Source organism: Bacteroides coprosuis (assembly GCF_020741705.1).
Taxonomy (GTDB): domain Bacteria; phylum Bacteroidota; class Bacteroidia; order Bacteroidales; family Bacteroidaceae; genus Bacteroides_E; species Bacteroides_E coprosuis.
Map to the genome: position 1 here is coordinate 12,545 of NZ_DYYK01000062.1, position 16,126 is coordinate 28,670.

At 36.6% G+C, this 16,126-nt stretch carries 8 protein-coding genes; 7 read left to right on the forward strand and 1 reads right to left on the reverse strand.

Going from position 1 to position 16,126, the window contains the following annotated elements:
• The first annotated feature begins 9 nt into the window (after positions 1–9).
• From K8V80_RS03675 to K8V80_RS03705, 7 genes are all read left to right on the forward strand, one after another.
• Positions 10–1,644, forward strand: coding sequence for a DUF6377 domain-containing protein (locus K8V80_RS03675; RefSeq protein ID WP_276775526.1), 1,635 nt, complete (start codon positions 10–12; stop codon positions 1,642–1,644).
• A 225-nt stretch (positions 1,645–1,869) separates the two neighbouring features.
• Positions 1,870–4,941, forward strand: coding sequence for a SusC/RagA family TonB-linked outer membrane protein (locus K8V80_RS03680; RefSeq protein WP_276775528.1), 3,072 nt, complete (start codon positions 1,870–1,872; stop codon positions 4,939–4,941).
• A gap of 11 nt (positions 4,942–4,952) precedes the next feature.
• On the forward strand, positions 4,953–6,581 hold the full coding sequence (locus K8V80_RS03685; protein ID WP_276775530.1) for a RagB/SusD family nutrient uptake outer membrane protein: 1,629 nt from the start codon (positions 4,953–4,955) through the stop codon (positions 6,579–6,581).
• 19 nt (positions 6,582–6,600) lie between these two features.
• Entirely contained in the window at positions 6,601–8,637 is a 2,037-nt protein-coding gene (locus K8V80_RS03690; RefSeq protein WP_276775531.1) for a SusF/SusE family outer membrane protein, read from the forward strand.
• A 58-nt stretch (positions 8,638–8,695) separates the two neighbouring features.
• Positions 8,696–10,564 (forward strand): alpha-amylase family glycosyl hydrolase, encoded by a 1,869-nt coding sequence (locus tag K8V80_RS03695; protein ID WP_276775533.1) that lies wholly within the window; start codon positions 8,696–8,698, stop codon positions 10,562–10,564.
• Positions 10,565–10,610: 46 nt separating this feature from the next.
• Positions 10,611–12,785, forward strand: a complete 2,175-nt coding sequence (locus K8V80_RS03700; protein WP_276775535.1) for a glycoside hydrolase family 97 protein — start codon at positions 10,611–10,613, stop codon at positions 12,783–12,785.
• Positions 12,786–12,876: 91 nt separating this feature from the next.
• Positions 12,877–14,730 (forward strand): glycoside hydrolase family 13 protein, encoded by a 1,854-nt coding sequence (locus K8V80_RS03705; protein WP_423773055.1) that lies wholly within the window; start codon positions 12,877–12,879, stop codon positions 14,728–14,730.
• Between the two features lie 343 nt (positions 14,731–15,073).
• Here K8V80_RS03705 and ric read toward each other — a convergent pair whose 3' ends face one another.
• Positions 15,074–15,802, reverse strand: a complete 729-nt coding sequence (ric, locus tag K8V80_RS03710; protein WP_276775537.1) for an iron-sulfur cluster repair di-iron protein — start codon at positions 15,800–15,802, stop codon at positions 15,074–15,076.
• Between the last annotated feature and the right edge of the window lie 324 nt (positions 15,803–16,126).

Below are 16,126 nucleotides of genomic sequence, written 5' to 3' on the forward strand. Positions count from 1 at the left end.
TACTACCCGATGTATAGATACATAGCTCCTATTTTCTGTTTATTCTTCACTTTTTGTGCTACAGCCAATGATAAGCTCGATTCCTTGTTACTAGAGCTAGACAAAGTGGTCTTAAATAGACAGATCTATTCAGACCAAAAAGAGAGTGAACTAAGAGGTTTGAAGAGGCAGCTAGAATCTGCTGGTTCTACCGAGCAAAAATTCTCTATTTTAGACCAAATGTTTAATATGTATGGGAATTATCAGACTGATTCTGCTTATGCTATTGTAGAAAAAAGACTGGATTTAGCAAGTGAGATTAATACCCCCGATGCCTTAGCTCAGGCATATATGAACTTGGCTGAAGTGTATCGCACTACAGGGTTATATAAAGAAACGCTCGAAGTATTGGCCTACGTGAATCAAGAAAATTGGCACAAACTAGATTTGCCTTATTATTTTCATTTATATCATTCTCTGTACATGTTAATGGCAGATTATGCTGTGCTCGATGTAGATAAGAAAAAGTACAACAAGCTTCTATTTGATTATAAAGACTCTTTGCTACAGGTGCTCAATCAGAATGATATGAGTTATGATTTAGTTTTGAGCTCTTATTATACCATGTTGGGTGAATTTCAAAATGCACTTGATGTAGCAGATAAAGCCTATAAGAATTATGATAGTACTTCACCCTTAATAAACTATACGCTATCCGAAATCTATCACTATCTAGGTGATGCCGAAAAAGAGAAAATCTATTTGGCACAATCGGCTATTGAAGATTTAAAAAGTGGGGTAAAAGAATATATTTCACTTCACCGACTAGCTGCCCTATTATACAATGAGGGTGATATAGATAGAGCTTATATTTACATGAAGTGTGCTATGGAAGATGCTGTGTTCAGTAATTCTCGTCTGCGTACTTTAGAGGTGTCTAAGATGCTTCCTTTGATTAATAAGGCGTACGATCTGAAAATGAAACAAGAACGTCAACGATTGGTGTTTTCTCTTATTGTCATTTTAGTGCTTGTTGTTGTATTACTTATTTCCATCTTCTATATTTATAAACAAGTGAAGCAGCTTTCTGTTATTCGGGAGCAGCAACGCATTATGAATGAAGATTTACAATCTGTAAACAATGAACTGAAATCAGTGAATCTAAAACTAGTTGAATCTGATCATGTGAAAGAAGAATACATTGGTCAGTTATTCAAAATATGCTCTACTTACATTAGTAAATTAGAAGATTTCCGTTTACTCGTTAAAAGGAATATCCAGACTGGTCAGGTGAAACAGCTGAACTCAATGGTAAGTTCTTCCACCTTAGTGGCTGATGAATTGAAAGATTTTTATAAGAACTTTGATTCTATCTTCTTAAAAATATACCCTTCCTTTGTTGAAGAGTTTAATGACCTTATGACAGATGAAGGAAAGATAACTCCCAAAGAAGGAGAGCTCTTAACTCCCGAACTTCGTATCTTTGCATTGGTACGTTTGGGTATTAATGATAGCGTTAAAATAGCTGAGTTTTTACATTACTCACCCCAGACCATTTACAACTATCGTCTTAAAGTTCGTAACAAATCGAAATGTGAAAAAGATGAATTTTTAGATCAAATTATCCGCATTGGAGAGGGTGATTTGAGCTCTAAACTCTCCTAATCATCTTCTAAAACCTTACTTTTTTGCACCTATATAAAAGCGTAACAAACATATTATCAAGTAATTGTGTCCAACTAAAGTTTACTTTGCATCTTTACTTGGTATAGGAACTCTCATTTGATAAAATTAACTTTGCTTTACCGTTTGAAAGAATGTGTAATAGAAAAGTAACGTGTTTAAAGAGAGTTGCTTTTTGCATATTTTAACTTATAATACTTAATTTATATGGGTTATACTAGAAAAACATGCTGGCTTAAAACGAGTCTAATTCTATTGATAAGTTTTATTGCTTGCGTTAATGTAAAGGCACAACAAGGTGACAAAATAACTGTCACTGGGAGTGTGATTGATCAAATTGGACCTATTGCTGGTGCCAATATTATTGTAAAAGGGACAGCCGATGGTACCATCACAGACTACAATGGTAACTTCAGACTAGTTGCTCCCAAGAACTCAACTCTTGTGATTTCCTTTATAGGATATAAAGCTCAAGAAGTAATGGCGACAACCAAACCATTAACGATTAAGCTGCAAGATGATACCGAATTACTAGATGAGGTAGTAGTAATAGGTTATGGTTCTATGAAAAAAGAAGATTTAACAGGTTCTGTAACTTCTGTAAAAGCAGATGAAATCAACAGAGGTGCTGTTACCAATCCTCAAGAACTCATCCAAGGTAAAGTATCGGGTGTATTTGTACAACCACCATCTGGTCAGCCAGGTGGAGCATCAAAACTGCGTATCCGTAGTGGTGCATCACTGAATGCTAGCAATGATCCACTTATCGTAGTGGATGGTGTTCCATTGGCAAATGATGGAGCTCCAGGTATGGCAGATGCTTTGGGTAGTATCAACCCCAATGACATTGAAACTTTTACTGTATTAAAAGATGCTTCAGCAACAGCTATTTATGGATCAAGAGCATCTAATGGTGTTATTATGATTACCACTAAAAAAGGTGGAAAGGATAAGATTAAGGTAGCTTATAATGGTACGTTTAGTATCAATGATCCTTATAAAAAAGTAAAAACGCTAAGTGCTAATCAGTTCAGAGAGGTAGCTACTACAGCTTTCAAGAATACTCCTGCTAATGAGGAAATCATCAACGATTATTTAAATATTTTCCCAGATCAAAGTACTAACTGGCAAGATAAAATATTCCGTACAGCTTTTGGTACAGATAATAACTTGAGTTTATCTGGAACAACATTTAATACTCCTTATCGTGTTTCTTTAGGTTATAACAATGAAGCAGGTACTCTGAAGAGATCTAAATATGAGAGATATACTCTAGATATGAGTGTTAATCCAAAGTTTTTTGATGATCATTTAAGTGTAAATATCAACTTAAAAGGGGTGATCAATGATAATGACTTTGTGGATGCAGGTGTTGTAGGTGGGGCTGCTTTCTTTGATCCTACCAAACCTGTTTATAATGAATCGGGTGCGTATAATGGTTACTGGAACTGGACAAAACCATCTAGCCCAAATGGTGATGGCGATGTGAACGGTGAAGTAGGCGTAAACCCTGTTCAGCTTCTTTATGATCAATTTGATAATGGTAAAACCAAACGTAGTATTGGTAATATTCAGTTTGACTATAAACTTCATCCACTACCAGAGTTGAGATTTAACCTAAACCTAGGTTATGACGTAGCTCGTGGTAAAGGAGATAAAGGTCCTCAGGTAGGTTCATATATGGCTGAAAAAGATGACTTATTTAAAGGGGTAGGTCGTAGATCTCACTGGAACAACTTCCGTAGAAATCAGCTATTGGAATTCTATACTAGTTTTGAAAAAGATTTAGATGCTATTCAGAGCCGTATCAATGCAATGATGGGTTACTCTTACCAGCATTTCTATTATGAAGATTATACTAAAAACTACTCTCCTGTAGTGGCTGGATATCCTGTAAAGCAAGATGATGCTTGGGTTCTAAATGACGCAGAAACTGAATACATACAAGAAGGTTCTTATGCTCATCCTAGTGAAAACTACTTGGTATCTTTCTATGGTCGTTTAAACTATGTATTTAAAAATAGATACCTGCTTACAGGTACTGTTCGTAGAGATGGTTCTTCTCGTTTCCATAAAGACAATCGCTGGGGTACATTTAGCTCAGTTGCAGCTGCGTGGACAATCACAGAAGAAGCCTTTATGAAGAATCAAGATATCCTTTCCAACTTAAAACTCCGTATAGGTTATGGTGCTACTGGTCAGCAAGATTTAGGTAGTGATTTCTATCCTTATTATGCGGCTTACCAAGAAAGTACCAATCAAGAATCTATGTACTTGGGTGAATATCTACTTAAACCAGGAAAATACAATAAGGATTTGAAGTGGGAAACTACAGATACATACAACCTTGGTTTAGATTTTGGATTCCTGAATAATCGTATCAATGGTTCTTTAGAATATTATAAGAAGAAAACAAAAGACCTTTTAGGTGTTGTAAACGTTCCTGCTGGAACGAACTTTACCAACCGTCTGATAACCAATATTGGTAAGATGGAAAATAAAGGTGTTGAGTTCAACTTGAATGCAGTAGCTATTCAAACAAAAGATTTCAACTGGGATTTAGGTTTCAACTTAACATGGAATAAGAGTAAGATTACCAAACTAGTACAAGGTGATAACGCAAGCTATCCTGGTATTGAAGTAGGTGGTGGTGGTCGTGGTACTGGTTCCAATGTACAGAAGCACATGGTGGGTTATGCTCCATTTACGTTCAACGTGTACCAACAAGTGTATGACGAAAAAGGTCATCCTATCGAAGGTGCTTTTGTGGATAGAAATGGCGATGGAGAAATTACCGATGCAGACCGTTACCTAACAAAGAGTCCTATGCCAAAGGTTTACTTGGGTTTCAATTCTTCATTCTCTTATAAAAACTGGGATTTAGGATTTAACTTACGTGCTAATATAGGAAACTATGCTTTTAATGATGTAGCTGCAACTAATTATTCATTAGCCAATGTATATGGTGGTCAGGGATTCCTTACTAACATCCATGAAACTGCATTGAAAACAGGTTTCACACAACCTATTTCTTCTACACAAAGTAAATCTGATTACTTCTTAGAAAATGCTTCTTTCTTAAAAATGGATAATATCACTTTAGGTTACCGATTCAATGAATTCTTTGGAACAAAATTATCTGGTCGTCTGTCATTCTCCATGCAGAATGTATTTACCATAACTAACTATTCAGGTTTAGACCCAGAAAATAATGGAGTGGATGGTAATATTTGGCCTCGTCCAAGAACTTATACATTTGGTGTTAATCTTAATTTCTAAAAATCAGAACCATGAAAGTAAAAAATATAATATATAGTCTAGCCCTGTTGCTACCTTTAGCAACTGGATGTGTGAGCGATTTAGATGTATCACCACTAGACCCTAATATAAATACAGCAGATGTAGTTTACTCTAAGCCAGAGAACTATAAAAAAGGATTATTTAAAATATACTCTGTCTTGGCTATGAGTGGGCAAGATGGTTCAGGAAGCTCTGATATTGATGGGCTAGATGCTGGTAATGCTCAGTTTTACCGCTCTATGTGGAACCTTCAAGTAGGTACTACTGATGAAAGTATCACCTCTTGGCCAGATTCATGGGTGCCAGAAGTGAATGAGATGAACTGGACCGCTGTAGGAAATGAATCTATAGAAGGTACTTACCAGCGAGCTATGTTTATCGTAGCCTTGGCGAATGAATATCTATCTCAAACTACAGATGGTAATATGAGCTCAAGAGGAATTGAAGAAAGCTTCTTTGAAACCGTTCATGGTTTCCGTTCAGAAGCACGTTTTATGAGAGCTTTGTCTTATTTCTATTTGATGGATATGTATGGAAATCCTCCATTCATTACCGAGTTAAATCATAGTACAGCACCTGGTCAGATTGGTAGAGAGGCTCTATTTAACTGGATTGAGGAAGAGCTTTTAGCAATAAAAGATCTTCTTCCAGAAGCTAAAACTGCCAACTATTATGGACGTGCCGATAAAGGGGTAGTCAATGCACTCCTATCAAGAATGTACTTGAATGCAGAAGTTTATACGGGTTCTGCTCGTTGGGATGATTGTATCAAGGTGAGCAAAGAACTTATTAATGATGGTAACTTTGGTTTAACAGAAGAGTATAGTCATTTATTTATGGCTGATAATAATCGTCCTGAAGTAACTAAAGAAATCATTTTCCCTATTGTCTATGAGGCTACTCGAACTCAGACTTACGGAGGTATGACTTTCTTGATCGCTGCATCAAGAGGTAATGCCGAGGTTTCTGTAGAAAACTCTGGAACTAAAAATGGATGGAGTGGTAACCGTGCACTTTCTAACCTAGTAAAGAAGTTTACTTATAAAAACCAAGATGCCCCTAAGGCAGATGAAATCAATGATAAACGGGGTATTTTCTATGATGCTAATCGTTCAATAGATATTGAAACCTCATACACAAAAACCTTTGAAACAGAAGGATGGGCAGTATATAAATATACCAATCTAAAATCGGATGGTACTCCAGGTTCAAATGATACTCATCCTGATACCGATATTCCTTTATTCCGTTTGGCTGAAGTGTATCTCAACTATGCTGAAGCAGTGTTGCGTGGTGGTCAAGGAGGTTCTAAAACTGAAGCTCTTCGATTAGTAAATAAACTTCGTGAAAGAGGTTATGGCAGTGATCTTGGTAATATTTCAGAATCAGGTCTTACCCTCAACTTTTTATTAGATGAAAGAGCTCGTGAATTATATTGGGAAGGAACTCGTAGAACAGATTTAGTTCGTTATGGATTGTTTACTTCCAATAAATATGTATGGCAGTTTAAAGGAGGAGTAAAGCAAGGTACAGGTATTGAAGAATTCCGTAATGTATATCCGATTCCTTCAACAGATTTATCTGTAAATACTAGTTTGGAACAAAACAAAGGTTATTAATATCTAATACTGAGAAACAATGAAATTAAGAAAATATATATCTATCCTTACGGTTCTACTCATAGGCATCTATGGGTGTTCTGATGATTTGGATAAAGTTACATATCACCCAGAGGATGCAAAACCTAGCGAATTTGCTCCAGTAAAAGGTGATTATGACTTGGATAAAGAAGGAGCCGAAAATATCGTTGATACCTTTAAATGGGGTAAAATGGACTTTGGCTATAATGCTGCAGTTACTTATACTGTAGAAATAGACTTAGCTGGTAAGAACTTTGAAAACCCTAAAGTGGTTACTTCTACTCCAAAGCTAGAAACAGAAATTTTAAATAAGTCTTTGAATACAGCTATGGTAGAGTTGCAAAGAGTTTACGGCTTTATTCATGGTGTAGCTCAAGATATCGAGATTAGAATCAAAGGTTCTATTAGTGAATCGGCTCAGCCTGTTTTCTCCAATATACATCAAGCAAAAGTTGTATCTTACTTTACTTATCCTAAGGTATGGGTAAACGGCGACTATAATGGTTGGAACTTCTCTTTAGCACAATTCCTATTTGGATTTGATGAAGACCAAAAAGATCTTTATTCAGCTTGGATTGGCTTTGATGGCAAGGCAAGTAATGGTTTCAAGATTACGGATAGTGCAGGCTGGGATAATGGAAACTGGGGTCTGAAAGATGAAAACAAAGACAAAGAAGTTCCAGAATTGAAATTGTTTAATGATGGAGGTTCTAAAAATATAGAAGTATATAGTAAAAACTTCTATAAGTTCTCTTTCAATAAGGCTTCAGAAACATTGGTGAAGATGGCTTCAATGGATTCATTTGGTATCGCTGGCTCTGCTGTGAAAGGAGCTGATGTTCAGTTTGCATTTGATGGTACAGAGCAAGAGTTCTTCACAACTACCACTCTCGAAAAAGGTGAAATCTATTTCCGTGCCGATGGTAAAGATGGAGACTTAACTTATGGTAAAGGCTCTGCTGAGGGTCAGTTGGCTGCTGGAAATAAAGGCATTGCTGTTGAGGCTGGTGTTTATGCAATCAGAGTAAACATTAATGATGATAATAATTTGAATTACTCTATCGAAGAAGGAGAAGCACTTAATCCTGATAAGATTACCCCTGCTGAATTCATTGATCTAGGTGATATCACACTGAATGCATCTGCTAAAACTACGATTACATGGAGTGCTGCTGATTTTGGTGGTCAAACTCCAACAGCAGTAACCTATATCGTGCAAATGGCTCTAGATACAGAGTTTACTCAAGTAATAGATCTAGTAACTACAAAAGAATTATCGTATACTGCTATAGGTACAGACTTACTAGCAAAGATTAATGAACTGAAAGCTGATGCTCAGTTGGGCGATGCTGTTAATTTGAACTGGAGAGTTGTCTCTCAGGTAATGAGTCTTGATCATGTGTTTACTTCAGAGGTAGTTACCAATCAAGTAACAGTAAAAGAAGATCCAGCTTTTCCTGAAAATCTATATATGATTGGTGATGCATTTGGCAGCTGGGATTGGGCTAGCGATGGTATCGTTGAAATGATACCCGTAAATGGTCAAGAAGGTAAGTTCTGGACTATCAAACACATCAAAGCAGGTTCTCCATTCAAATGGAACTCAAAACTTGATTGGGATGGAGACTTCTCTAACTTAGGTACATCTCATGGTTTTGAAGTGAAAGATGGTAATGCTGTTGTAGCAGAAGACGGTCTTTACATGATCTTCATTGATATGGTCAACGACTTAATCAGTATCGAAGTGCCTCAAGTGCATGGTATGGGTGATGCTTTTGGTGGCTGGGATCAAGGTAAAAATCCTTTCGCTGTTGAAGGTGCTACTATGAGTGCAACTACCAAAGCTGATGGTAACTTACGTATCTATGTTACTAATACCTATGCTGAAGGTATAGACTGGTGGAAAATGGAATTAATTGTGCGTGATGGCATTATAGAATATCGAGGTAATGGAGGTGATTTTGAAAACGTTCCTGTACTTGCCAATCAAAAGGTTACCCTAGATTTCTCTAATGATACAGGTTCTGTGCAATAATTAATAATAGATAAGCTAGGCAGGTTTCTGCCTAGCTTGCTTTAAATAAAAGATACGTATGAAAAACAGATTATTACTATTCATATCTATTCTCCCATTATTACTTATCTCTTGTAATAATGACAAAGACAAAAATCCTTGGTTAGGACATAAACCAAAGCCTAGTGGTATTTACGAGGTGGATGGCAAACTCGGTGAACTAAGAGATGGTATTACTAGAATAAATGATGAAACATTAGCTTTTGTACTTTATGCACCTCAAAGAACAGAGGTAAAGCTAGTAGGAGATTTCAATGATTGGAAAGCCGATAATGCTTTTACTCTTCATAAAGAAGGAGATCGCTTTTATATTCATTTATCAGGTTTTGACTCTGCACAGCAATATGCTTGTCAGTACCTCATAGATGGAAAAATACGTATTGCTGATCCCTATGCAACTACTATTCTAGATCCCAATGATAAATACATAGATTCATCTATCTATCCCAATTTAGTGGAGTATCCAGCAGGAGCTAAGAATGAATTGGCAATGCTGGTATCAACTCAGCAAGATGATTACAACTGGAAAGTGCCAACTTTTAAGGTGAAGAATCCTCAGAATATGGTAATTTATGAATTACTGATTCGTGATTTTACCGAAAAAAGAAGCATTCAGGCTGTACAGCAGAAACTCGATTACCTGAAAACTCTAGGGGTTGATGCAATCCAACTGATGCCTTTTAATGAATTTGAAGGAAATGACAGTTGGGGATATAACCCTTCTTACTATTTTGCTACCGACAAAGCTTATGGCACACCCAAAGCCTATAAAGACTTTATAGATGAATGTCACTCCAAAGGTATAGCTGTGATTATGGATATGGTTCTGAATCATGCTTTTGATCAATGTGCTTTGGTGAAATTAGCAAAGGATGATAACGGAAATATCAATCCTACTAATCCATGGTTTAACGTAAAATCTCCTAATCCCGAATACCATTGGGGACAAGATTTTAATCATGAAAGCGAAGTTACCCAAGCTTTTGTGGATAGTGTATGCTCTTATTGGATGAGCGAATACAAAGTAGATGGCTTCCGCTTCGACTTTACCAAGGGCTTTACCAATACTCCTGGTGATGGTTGGGCTTATGATGGAGCACGTATTCGCATCTTAAGTCGTATGGCAGATGAGATATGGAAACGTAAAAAAGATGCCGTTGTAATCTTTGAACATTTGACAGATAATGCTGAAGAAAAAGAATTAGCAGAACTTGGTATCTACTTGTGGGGAAATATGAACCCTCCTTACAATCAAACTACTATGGGCTATGATCAAAACGATTTAAATGGAACTTCTTATACTCAAAGGGGCTTTTCAACTCCACAGCTGGTGGCTTATATGGAAAGTCATGATGAAGAACGCCTTATGTTTAAGAACTTAGCATACGGTAAAGAAGAAGGAGATTATAGCGTTAAGAATTTAGAAACAGCATTAGACCGAGTTGAGGCTGCTGCTGCTTTTTACTTCACTGTTCCTGGTCCAAAGATGATTTGGCAATTTGGAGAAAGAGGCTACGATATTGAATTAAACGATGATCGTTTAGCTCCCAAACCTCCGCATTGGGAATATATGGAAGAACCAGCTCGTCGTCATCTTTATGATAGGTATGCCGATTTTATTCAGATGCGAAAAGAGATTCCTGCTTTTACTACTAAAGACTATACCATAGATGCAGGAGAGGGATTCATTAAAAAGATTCTTCTAAAGCATGCACAAGGGAATGTATGTGCGGTATCCAATTTTGATGTGAAAGAACATTCTGTAACATTAGATTTAGACGAGGCAGGCAATTGGACGGATTACTTTAGCAATGAGGTTGTAACTACTTCTTCTCAAGTTACCGTAAAGTTATTGCCGGGAGAATACAAAATATGGATTCAAAAATAAAGAAATAGTACAAGGATAAAACCAATTAATTAAATTAAGATAACCTATGAAACGATTATGGACTTTAGTTTGTGCTTTAATAGCTATAGGAGGCATTTCTGCACAAAACTTAAAATCGCCCAACGGAGAATTTACACTCCAGTTTACTGTCAGTGATAAAGGTGCACCTACTTATACATTAGATTATAAAGGTACGCAAGTAGTAAAACCAAGTACACTTGGATTTGAACTAAAACGCAATATTGATGGAGCTCCAGCATCTTTTGATGATTTTTCTCCTGAATCTGATTCTAAAAAGAATGATTTACTTGCCAATTTCTACGATGGTTTTAAAATCATAAAATCAGAGAACTCTACTTTTGATGAAACTTGGTCGCCTGTATGGGGTGAATCTAGTTCTATCAGAAATCACTATAATGAGTTGCTGGTTACTTTAAATCAATCCAATACCAATCGTAATCTTATGATTCGTTTCCGTCTATTTGATGATGGGTTAGGATTTAGATATGAATTCCCAGAACAAAAAGACTTGGTTTACTTTGTGATCAAAGAAGAAAAGACTCAATTTGCTATGCATGGAGATCATAAGGCTTACTGGATTCCCGGAGATTATGATACACAAGAATATGATTATACCACCTCAAAACTTTCTGAAATAAGAGGTTTGATGTCTCAGGCTATTACTCCCAATACTTCTCAAACTCCATTTTCACCTACAGGTGTGCAAACTGCGTTGATGATGAAGAGTGCCGATGGAATTTACATCAATCTTCATGAGGCTGCATTGATTAATTACTCTTGTATGCACTTAGATTTAGATGATAAGAACTTCGTATTTACATCACACCTTACTCCCGATGCTATTGGGGATAAAGGATATATTCAAGCTCCTGCAAATACACCTTGGAGAACAGTGATTGTAAGTAATGATGCTCGTGATATTTTGGCTTCGGATATGACCTTGAACTTGAATGATCCTTGTAAGATTGAAGATACTTCTTGGATTAAACCCGTAAAATATATGGGCGTATGGTGGGAGATGATTACAGGAATGAGCTCTTGGGCATATACCGATGATCTTCTAAGCGTTCACTTGGGCGTAACTGATTATACCAAGACTAAACCCAATGGTAAGCATGCTGCCAATACAGCCAATGTGAAAAGATATATCGACTTTGCTTCAAATCATGGTTTTGATGCTCTACTTGTAGAAGGCTGGAACCAAGGTTGGGAAGATTGGTTTGCTCGTTCAAAAGATTATGTATTCGACTTTGTTTCTCCTTATCCCGATTTTGATGTTGAAGAAATTCACAACTATGCCAAATCGAAAGGTATTAAGATGATGATGCATCACGAAACTTCGGGTTCAACTCAGAACTACGAACGTCATATGGATAAAGCGTATCAATTTATGGTGGACAATGGGTATAACTCTGTAAAGAGTGGCTATGTAGGAAATATCATCCCTAGAGGAGAGCATCACTATAGCCAATCTATAGTAAACCATTACCAATATGCTATTGAAAAAGCTGCTGAGTATAAGATTATGGTGAATGCTCACGAAGCTGTTCGCCCTACAGGAGTATGCCGTACTTATCCAAACTTGATTGGAAATGAATCTGCTCGTGGTACAGAATACCAATCTTTTGGTGGAAATAATCCCAATCATGTAACTATCTTACCGTTTACTCGTCAGATTGGTGGACCGATGGATTATACTCCAGGTATCTTCTATATGGATATAGCTCATTACAATCCAGATAACAACTCTCATGTAAACTCTACATTAGCGAATCAGTTAGCATTATATGTAACGATGTATAGTCCGTTACAAATGGCTGCCGATTTACCAGAAAGCTATGAAACATTTGCTGATGCCTTCCAATTCATCAAAGATGTAGCTATCGATTGGGACGAGAGTAAATACTTAGAAGCAGAACCAGGAGAATATGTAACTGTTGCTCGTAAAGAAAAAGGTGGTAACCGTTGGTTTGTAGGTAGTGTTTGTGGCGAGAAAGGACATCTATCTAATATCTCTTTCGACTTCCTTGAACCTGGTAAAAAATATGAAGCAACTATTTATGCAGATGCAAAAGATGCTCATTATAAAACTAATCCTCAGGCTTATGTGATTAAGAAGATGAAGGTAACTTCTAAATCTAAATTAAAACAACAACTAGCTCCTGCAGGAGGTTATGCGATTAGTATTGTCGAAAGATAATAAACTGTTGGCATTAAAGTAATTTTAGCCCCCTGTCTGCTCAAATTGGATTGATGCTCTCGGGGGGCTTTATTTTAAAAGAAACACAACTATGTTAAGGAAAATACAACTATTTATACTTGCATGTATCATGAGTTCTTTTTCTGCTTTCTCTATGGAGGTAGATCTAGTTCATCCTTCTTCTTGGTGGGTGGGTATGAAGAATACTTCTTTACAAGTGATGCTGCATGGCGAGAATTTAGCAGGTTCGCAGGTTACTCTATCTTCTGATAAAATAAAAATAGATGAGATTGTCAACTTAGAAAATCCCAACTATCTGATTTTATACTTGGATGTAAGTAAGGCTGAACCCGAGAAGTTTACGATAGAACTAAGAAAAGGGAAAGAAAAGAAATCAATTCCCTATGAGTTAAAAGCTAGGAATAATGAATTAAAAGCTCAAGGTTTCACCTCTGAAGATGTGTTATACCTTATCATGCCCGATCGTTTTGCTAATGGTAACCCTAGTAATGATGTGGTAAAAGGAATGCGTGAGGAAAAGGTAGATAGAGCTAATCCGAGTGCTCGCCATGGTGGAGATATTCAAGGTATTCGCAATCACCTTGATTATATAGCCGACTTGGGTGTTACTGCTATTTGGCTCAATCCTGTTCAAGAAAATGATATGACTGGTGGTTCGTACCATGGTTATGCCATAACCAATTACTATGAAGTGGATAAACGCTTTGGTAGCAATGAAGAGTTTGTTGCTTTAGTAGATGAATCTCATCAGAAGGGGTTGAAAGTGGTGATGGATATGATTTTTAATCATTGTGGAAGTGAACATATTTTCTTTACAGATAAACCAGCTCATGATTGGTTCAACTTTCAAGAAAATTTCACTCAAACTTCTTATAAAACAATCCCTCAGTTTGATCCTTATACCTCTACCTATGATTTTGAAGCTGCTGTAGATGGTTGGTTTGTTGAGGTGATGCCCGATTTAAATCAACGGAATCGTCATGTTGCGAAATACTTAACTCAGAATAGCATTTGGTGGATAGAGTATGCGGGTATTGATGGAATCCGTCAAGATACTCATCCTTATGCCGACTTCGATTTTATGTCGAATTGGTGCAAAGAGGTACGTGAGGAGTATCCCGATTTTAGTATTGTAGGTGAAACTTGGCTAAATACCAATGTGGCAATCTCGTATTGGCAAGAAAATAGTAAATTGGCTTATCCTAAAAACTCGCATCTTCCCGTAGTGATGGATTTTCCTATGGCTTATCTGCTCAACTCTGCCTTTGATGAGGAAACATCTACTTGGAGTCAAGGTTTGTCTAAGTTCTATGAATACTTAGCAGAAGATAGGGTGTATGCCAACCCCAATAATCTGCTTATATTCTTTGATAACCACGATATGACACGCTTTTATGCTACTGAAGAGCAAACCAAAGATTTTAATCGTTACAAACAAGCGTTGGCATTCTTACTTACAACACGGGGTATTCCCGAGCTGTATTATGGTACAGAAATCTTGATGTATGGTAATAAAGACAATGGTGATGGTGCGTTGCGCAAAGACTTCCCAGGTGGTTGGGCAGATGATTCCGTCAATGCTTTTCAGTCATCTGGTAGAACAGAGGCTCAGCAAAGAGTATTCGATTATACAAAGAAACTTCTCAATTGGCGTAAAGGGAATAAGGTCGTTTCAAAGGGTAGTTTAAAACATTTTTCTCCTACCGACCAAGTGTATGTGTATAAAAGATCTTATGAAGATAACTCAATACTCGTCATTCTAAATGGTAGTAAAGAGAAGAAAGAGATTGACTTACAGCAATATGCTGAGGTTTTGGATGCTGTGCAGATGGGTAAAGATGTAATTTCGGGTAAGACGTTTGATCTGACTCAAAGAGCACTTACCCTAGAGGGTAAAGATGTAGTAATACTAGAATTAAGATAGATGTTTTTAAATTCTATGAATAAATGTTAGGTGATGGACCTATCTGACTTCGGTTGGATAGGTCTTTTTTATCAAATATACACTTGTGGTATATTTATAATTTGGATATGTGTATTTATACATTACTTGTAGGGCTACTAGAGAGGCAAATTATTATGACACCGACATGATGATGACATGACCTAGTCATCGTGAAGTTTTGACTAGGTTAAAACCTTGTTCTGACACCGATAGAGCAGATAGGGGGGGGTAGACTGAATAGATATACATTAATTTATAAAGGCAACTTGTACTAGCCAATTCGTAAAGTTGCCTTTTTAAGAACGAAAACAAACTAAAAGCCTTATAGCTGGGCTAGCTTATGCTGTAGCTTGATGGCTTTCGGAAACAGAATATTATTCTCTACATGAATATGAATATGTAGATTTTCTTCAAACTCTTGTAACAGGTTTAAAACTAATTGATAAGATTCACATGCGTAATCAGGAGCAGTGTAAGCTTGTGTCAGTTGGGAAATCAACCTAAATCTTTCGCCTTCACCATCGTGTTCATGGATCATTACTGAAATAGGATTTTCTATGCTTCCACAATGAAAATCGGGTAGGGATTGATGATTCTTTTCGGTACTAAGTAATTCTTGAATAAAAGGGAAGAGTACAATTTCCTCTTTATCAAGGTGCTGGTGCAAATCAGTTAAAGATTCGTAGAAGTGTTTTTGGACCTTGAACAAGTTGGGATTCTTTTCTCCATGAGCTTTGCACACTTTTTCTAGCAACTTATAGGTTTCAATACCTTGTGTGCGAATATAGTGATGGTGGTATTTTACGATGTAATCAATTAATAAATCTAGCCTCCAGTTGTCAAACTGCAAAGCTGCACTTTCATGAGCAATATCAGATTGCTCTAGCGCTGATTTTACGTCTTCTATGGAGATATTTAAAGCATGGCAAGCTTCTCCCAAACTTTTATCTCCTCCACAACAAAAATCAATATGAAACTGGTTAAGTACTTTTGCTTTATGGATGTCTTGAGCAACAATCTCACCAACGGGAGTATTTTTAGTTATCTTCATAATGTCATATAGTTTAAATAATTCTTCGTTACTTTAATTTAATAGCAAAGAAAGATTATTCTATAAAGATAATCTGTCGCATAGGCGACACTCTCTTTATTTTATTCAAAAGAACGAAACTCAAAATTGGAATCTTCTTAATGATTTTCTATTTTGTGAAACTCTAAAAAAGAAGGTTATGGAATGGATAAGAATTAAGACTACACAAGACGTTTATTACAACGCTTTTCTAAAAATATTTAGAGAGAGTTTCCCTATTTTTGAACAACGTACAGATGTCCAACTCCAGCAAGCTATGGGCGAAGATCGTTGTCATATCTGTGT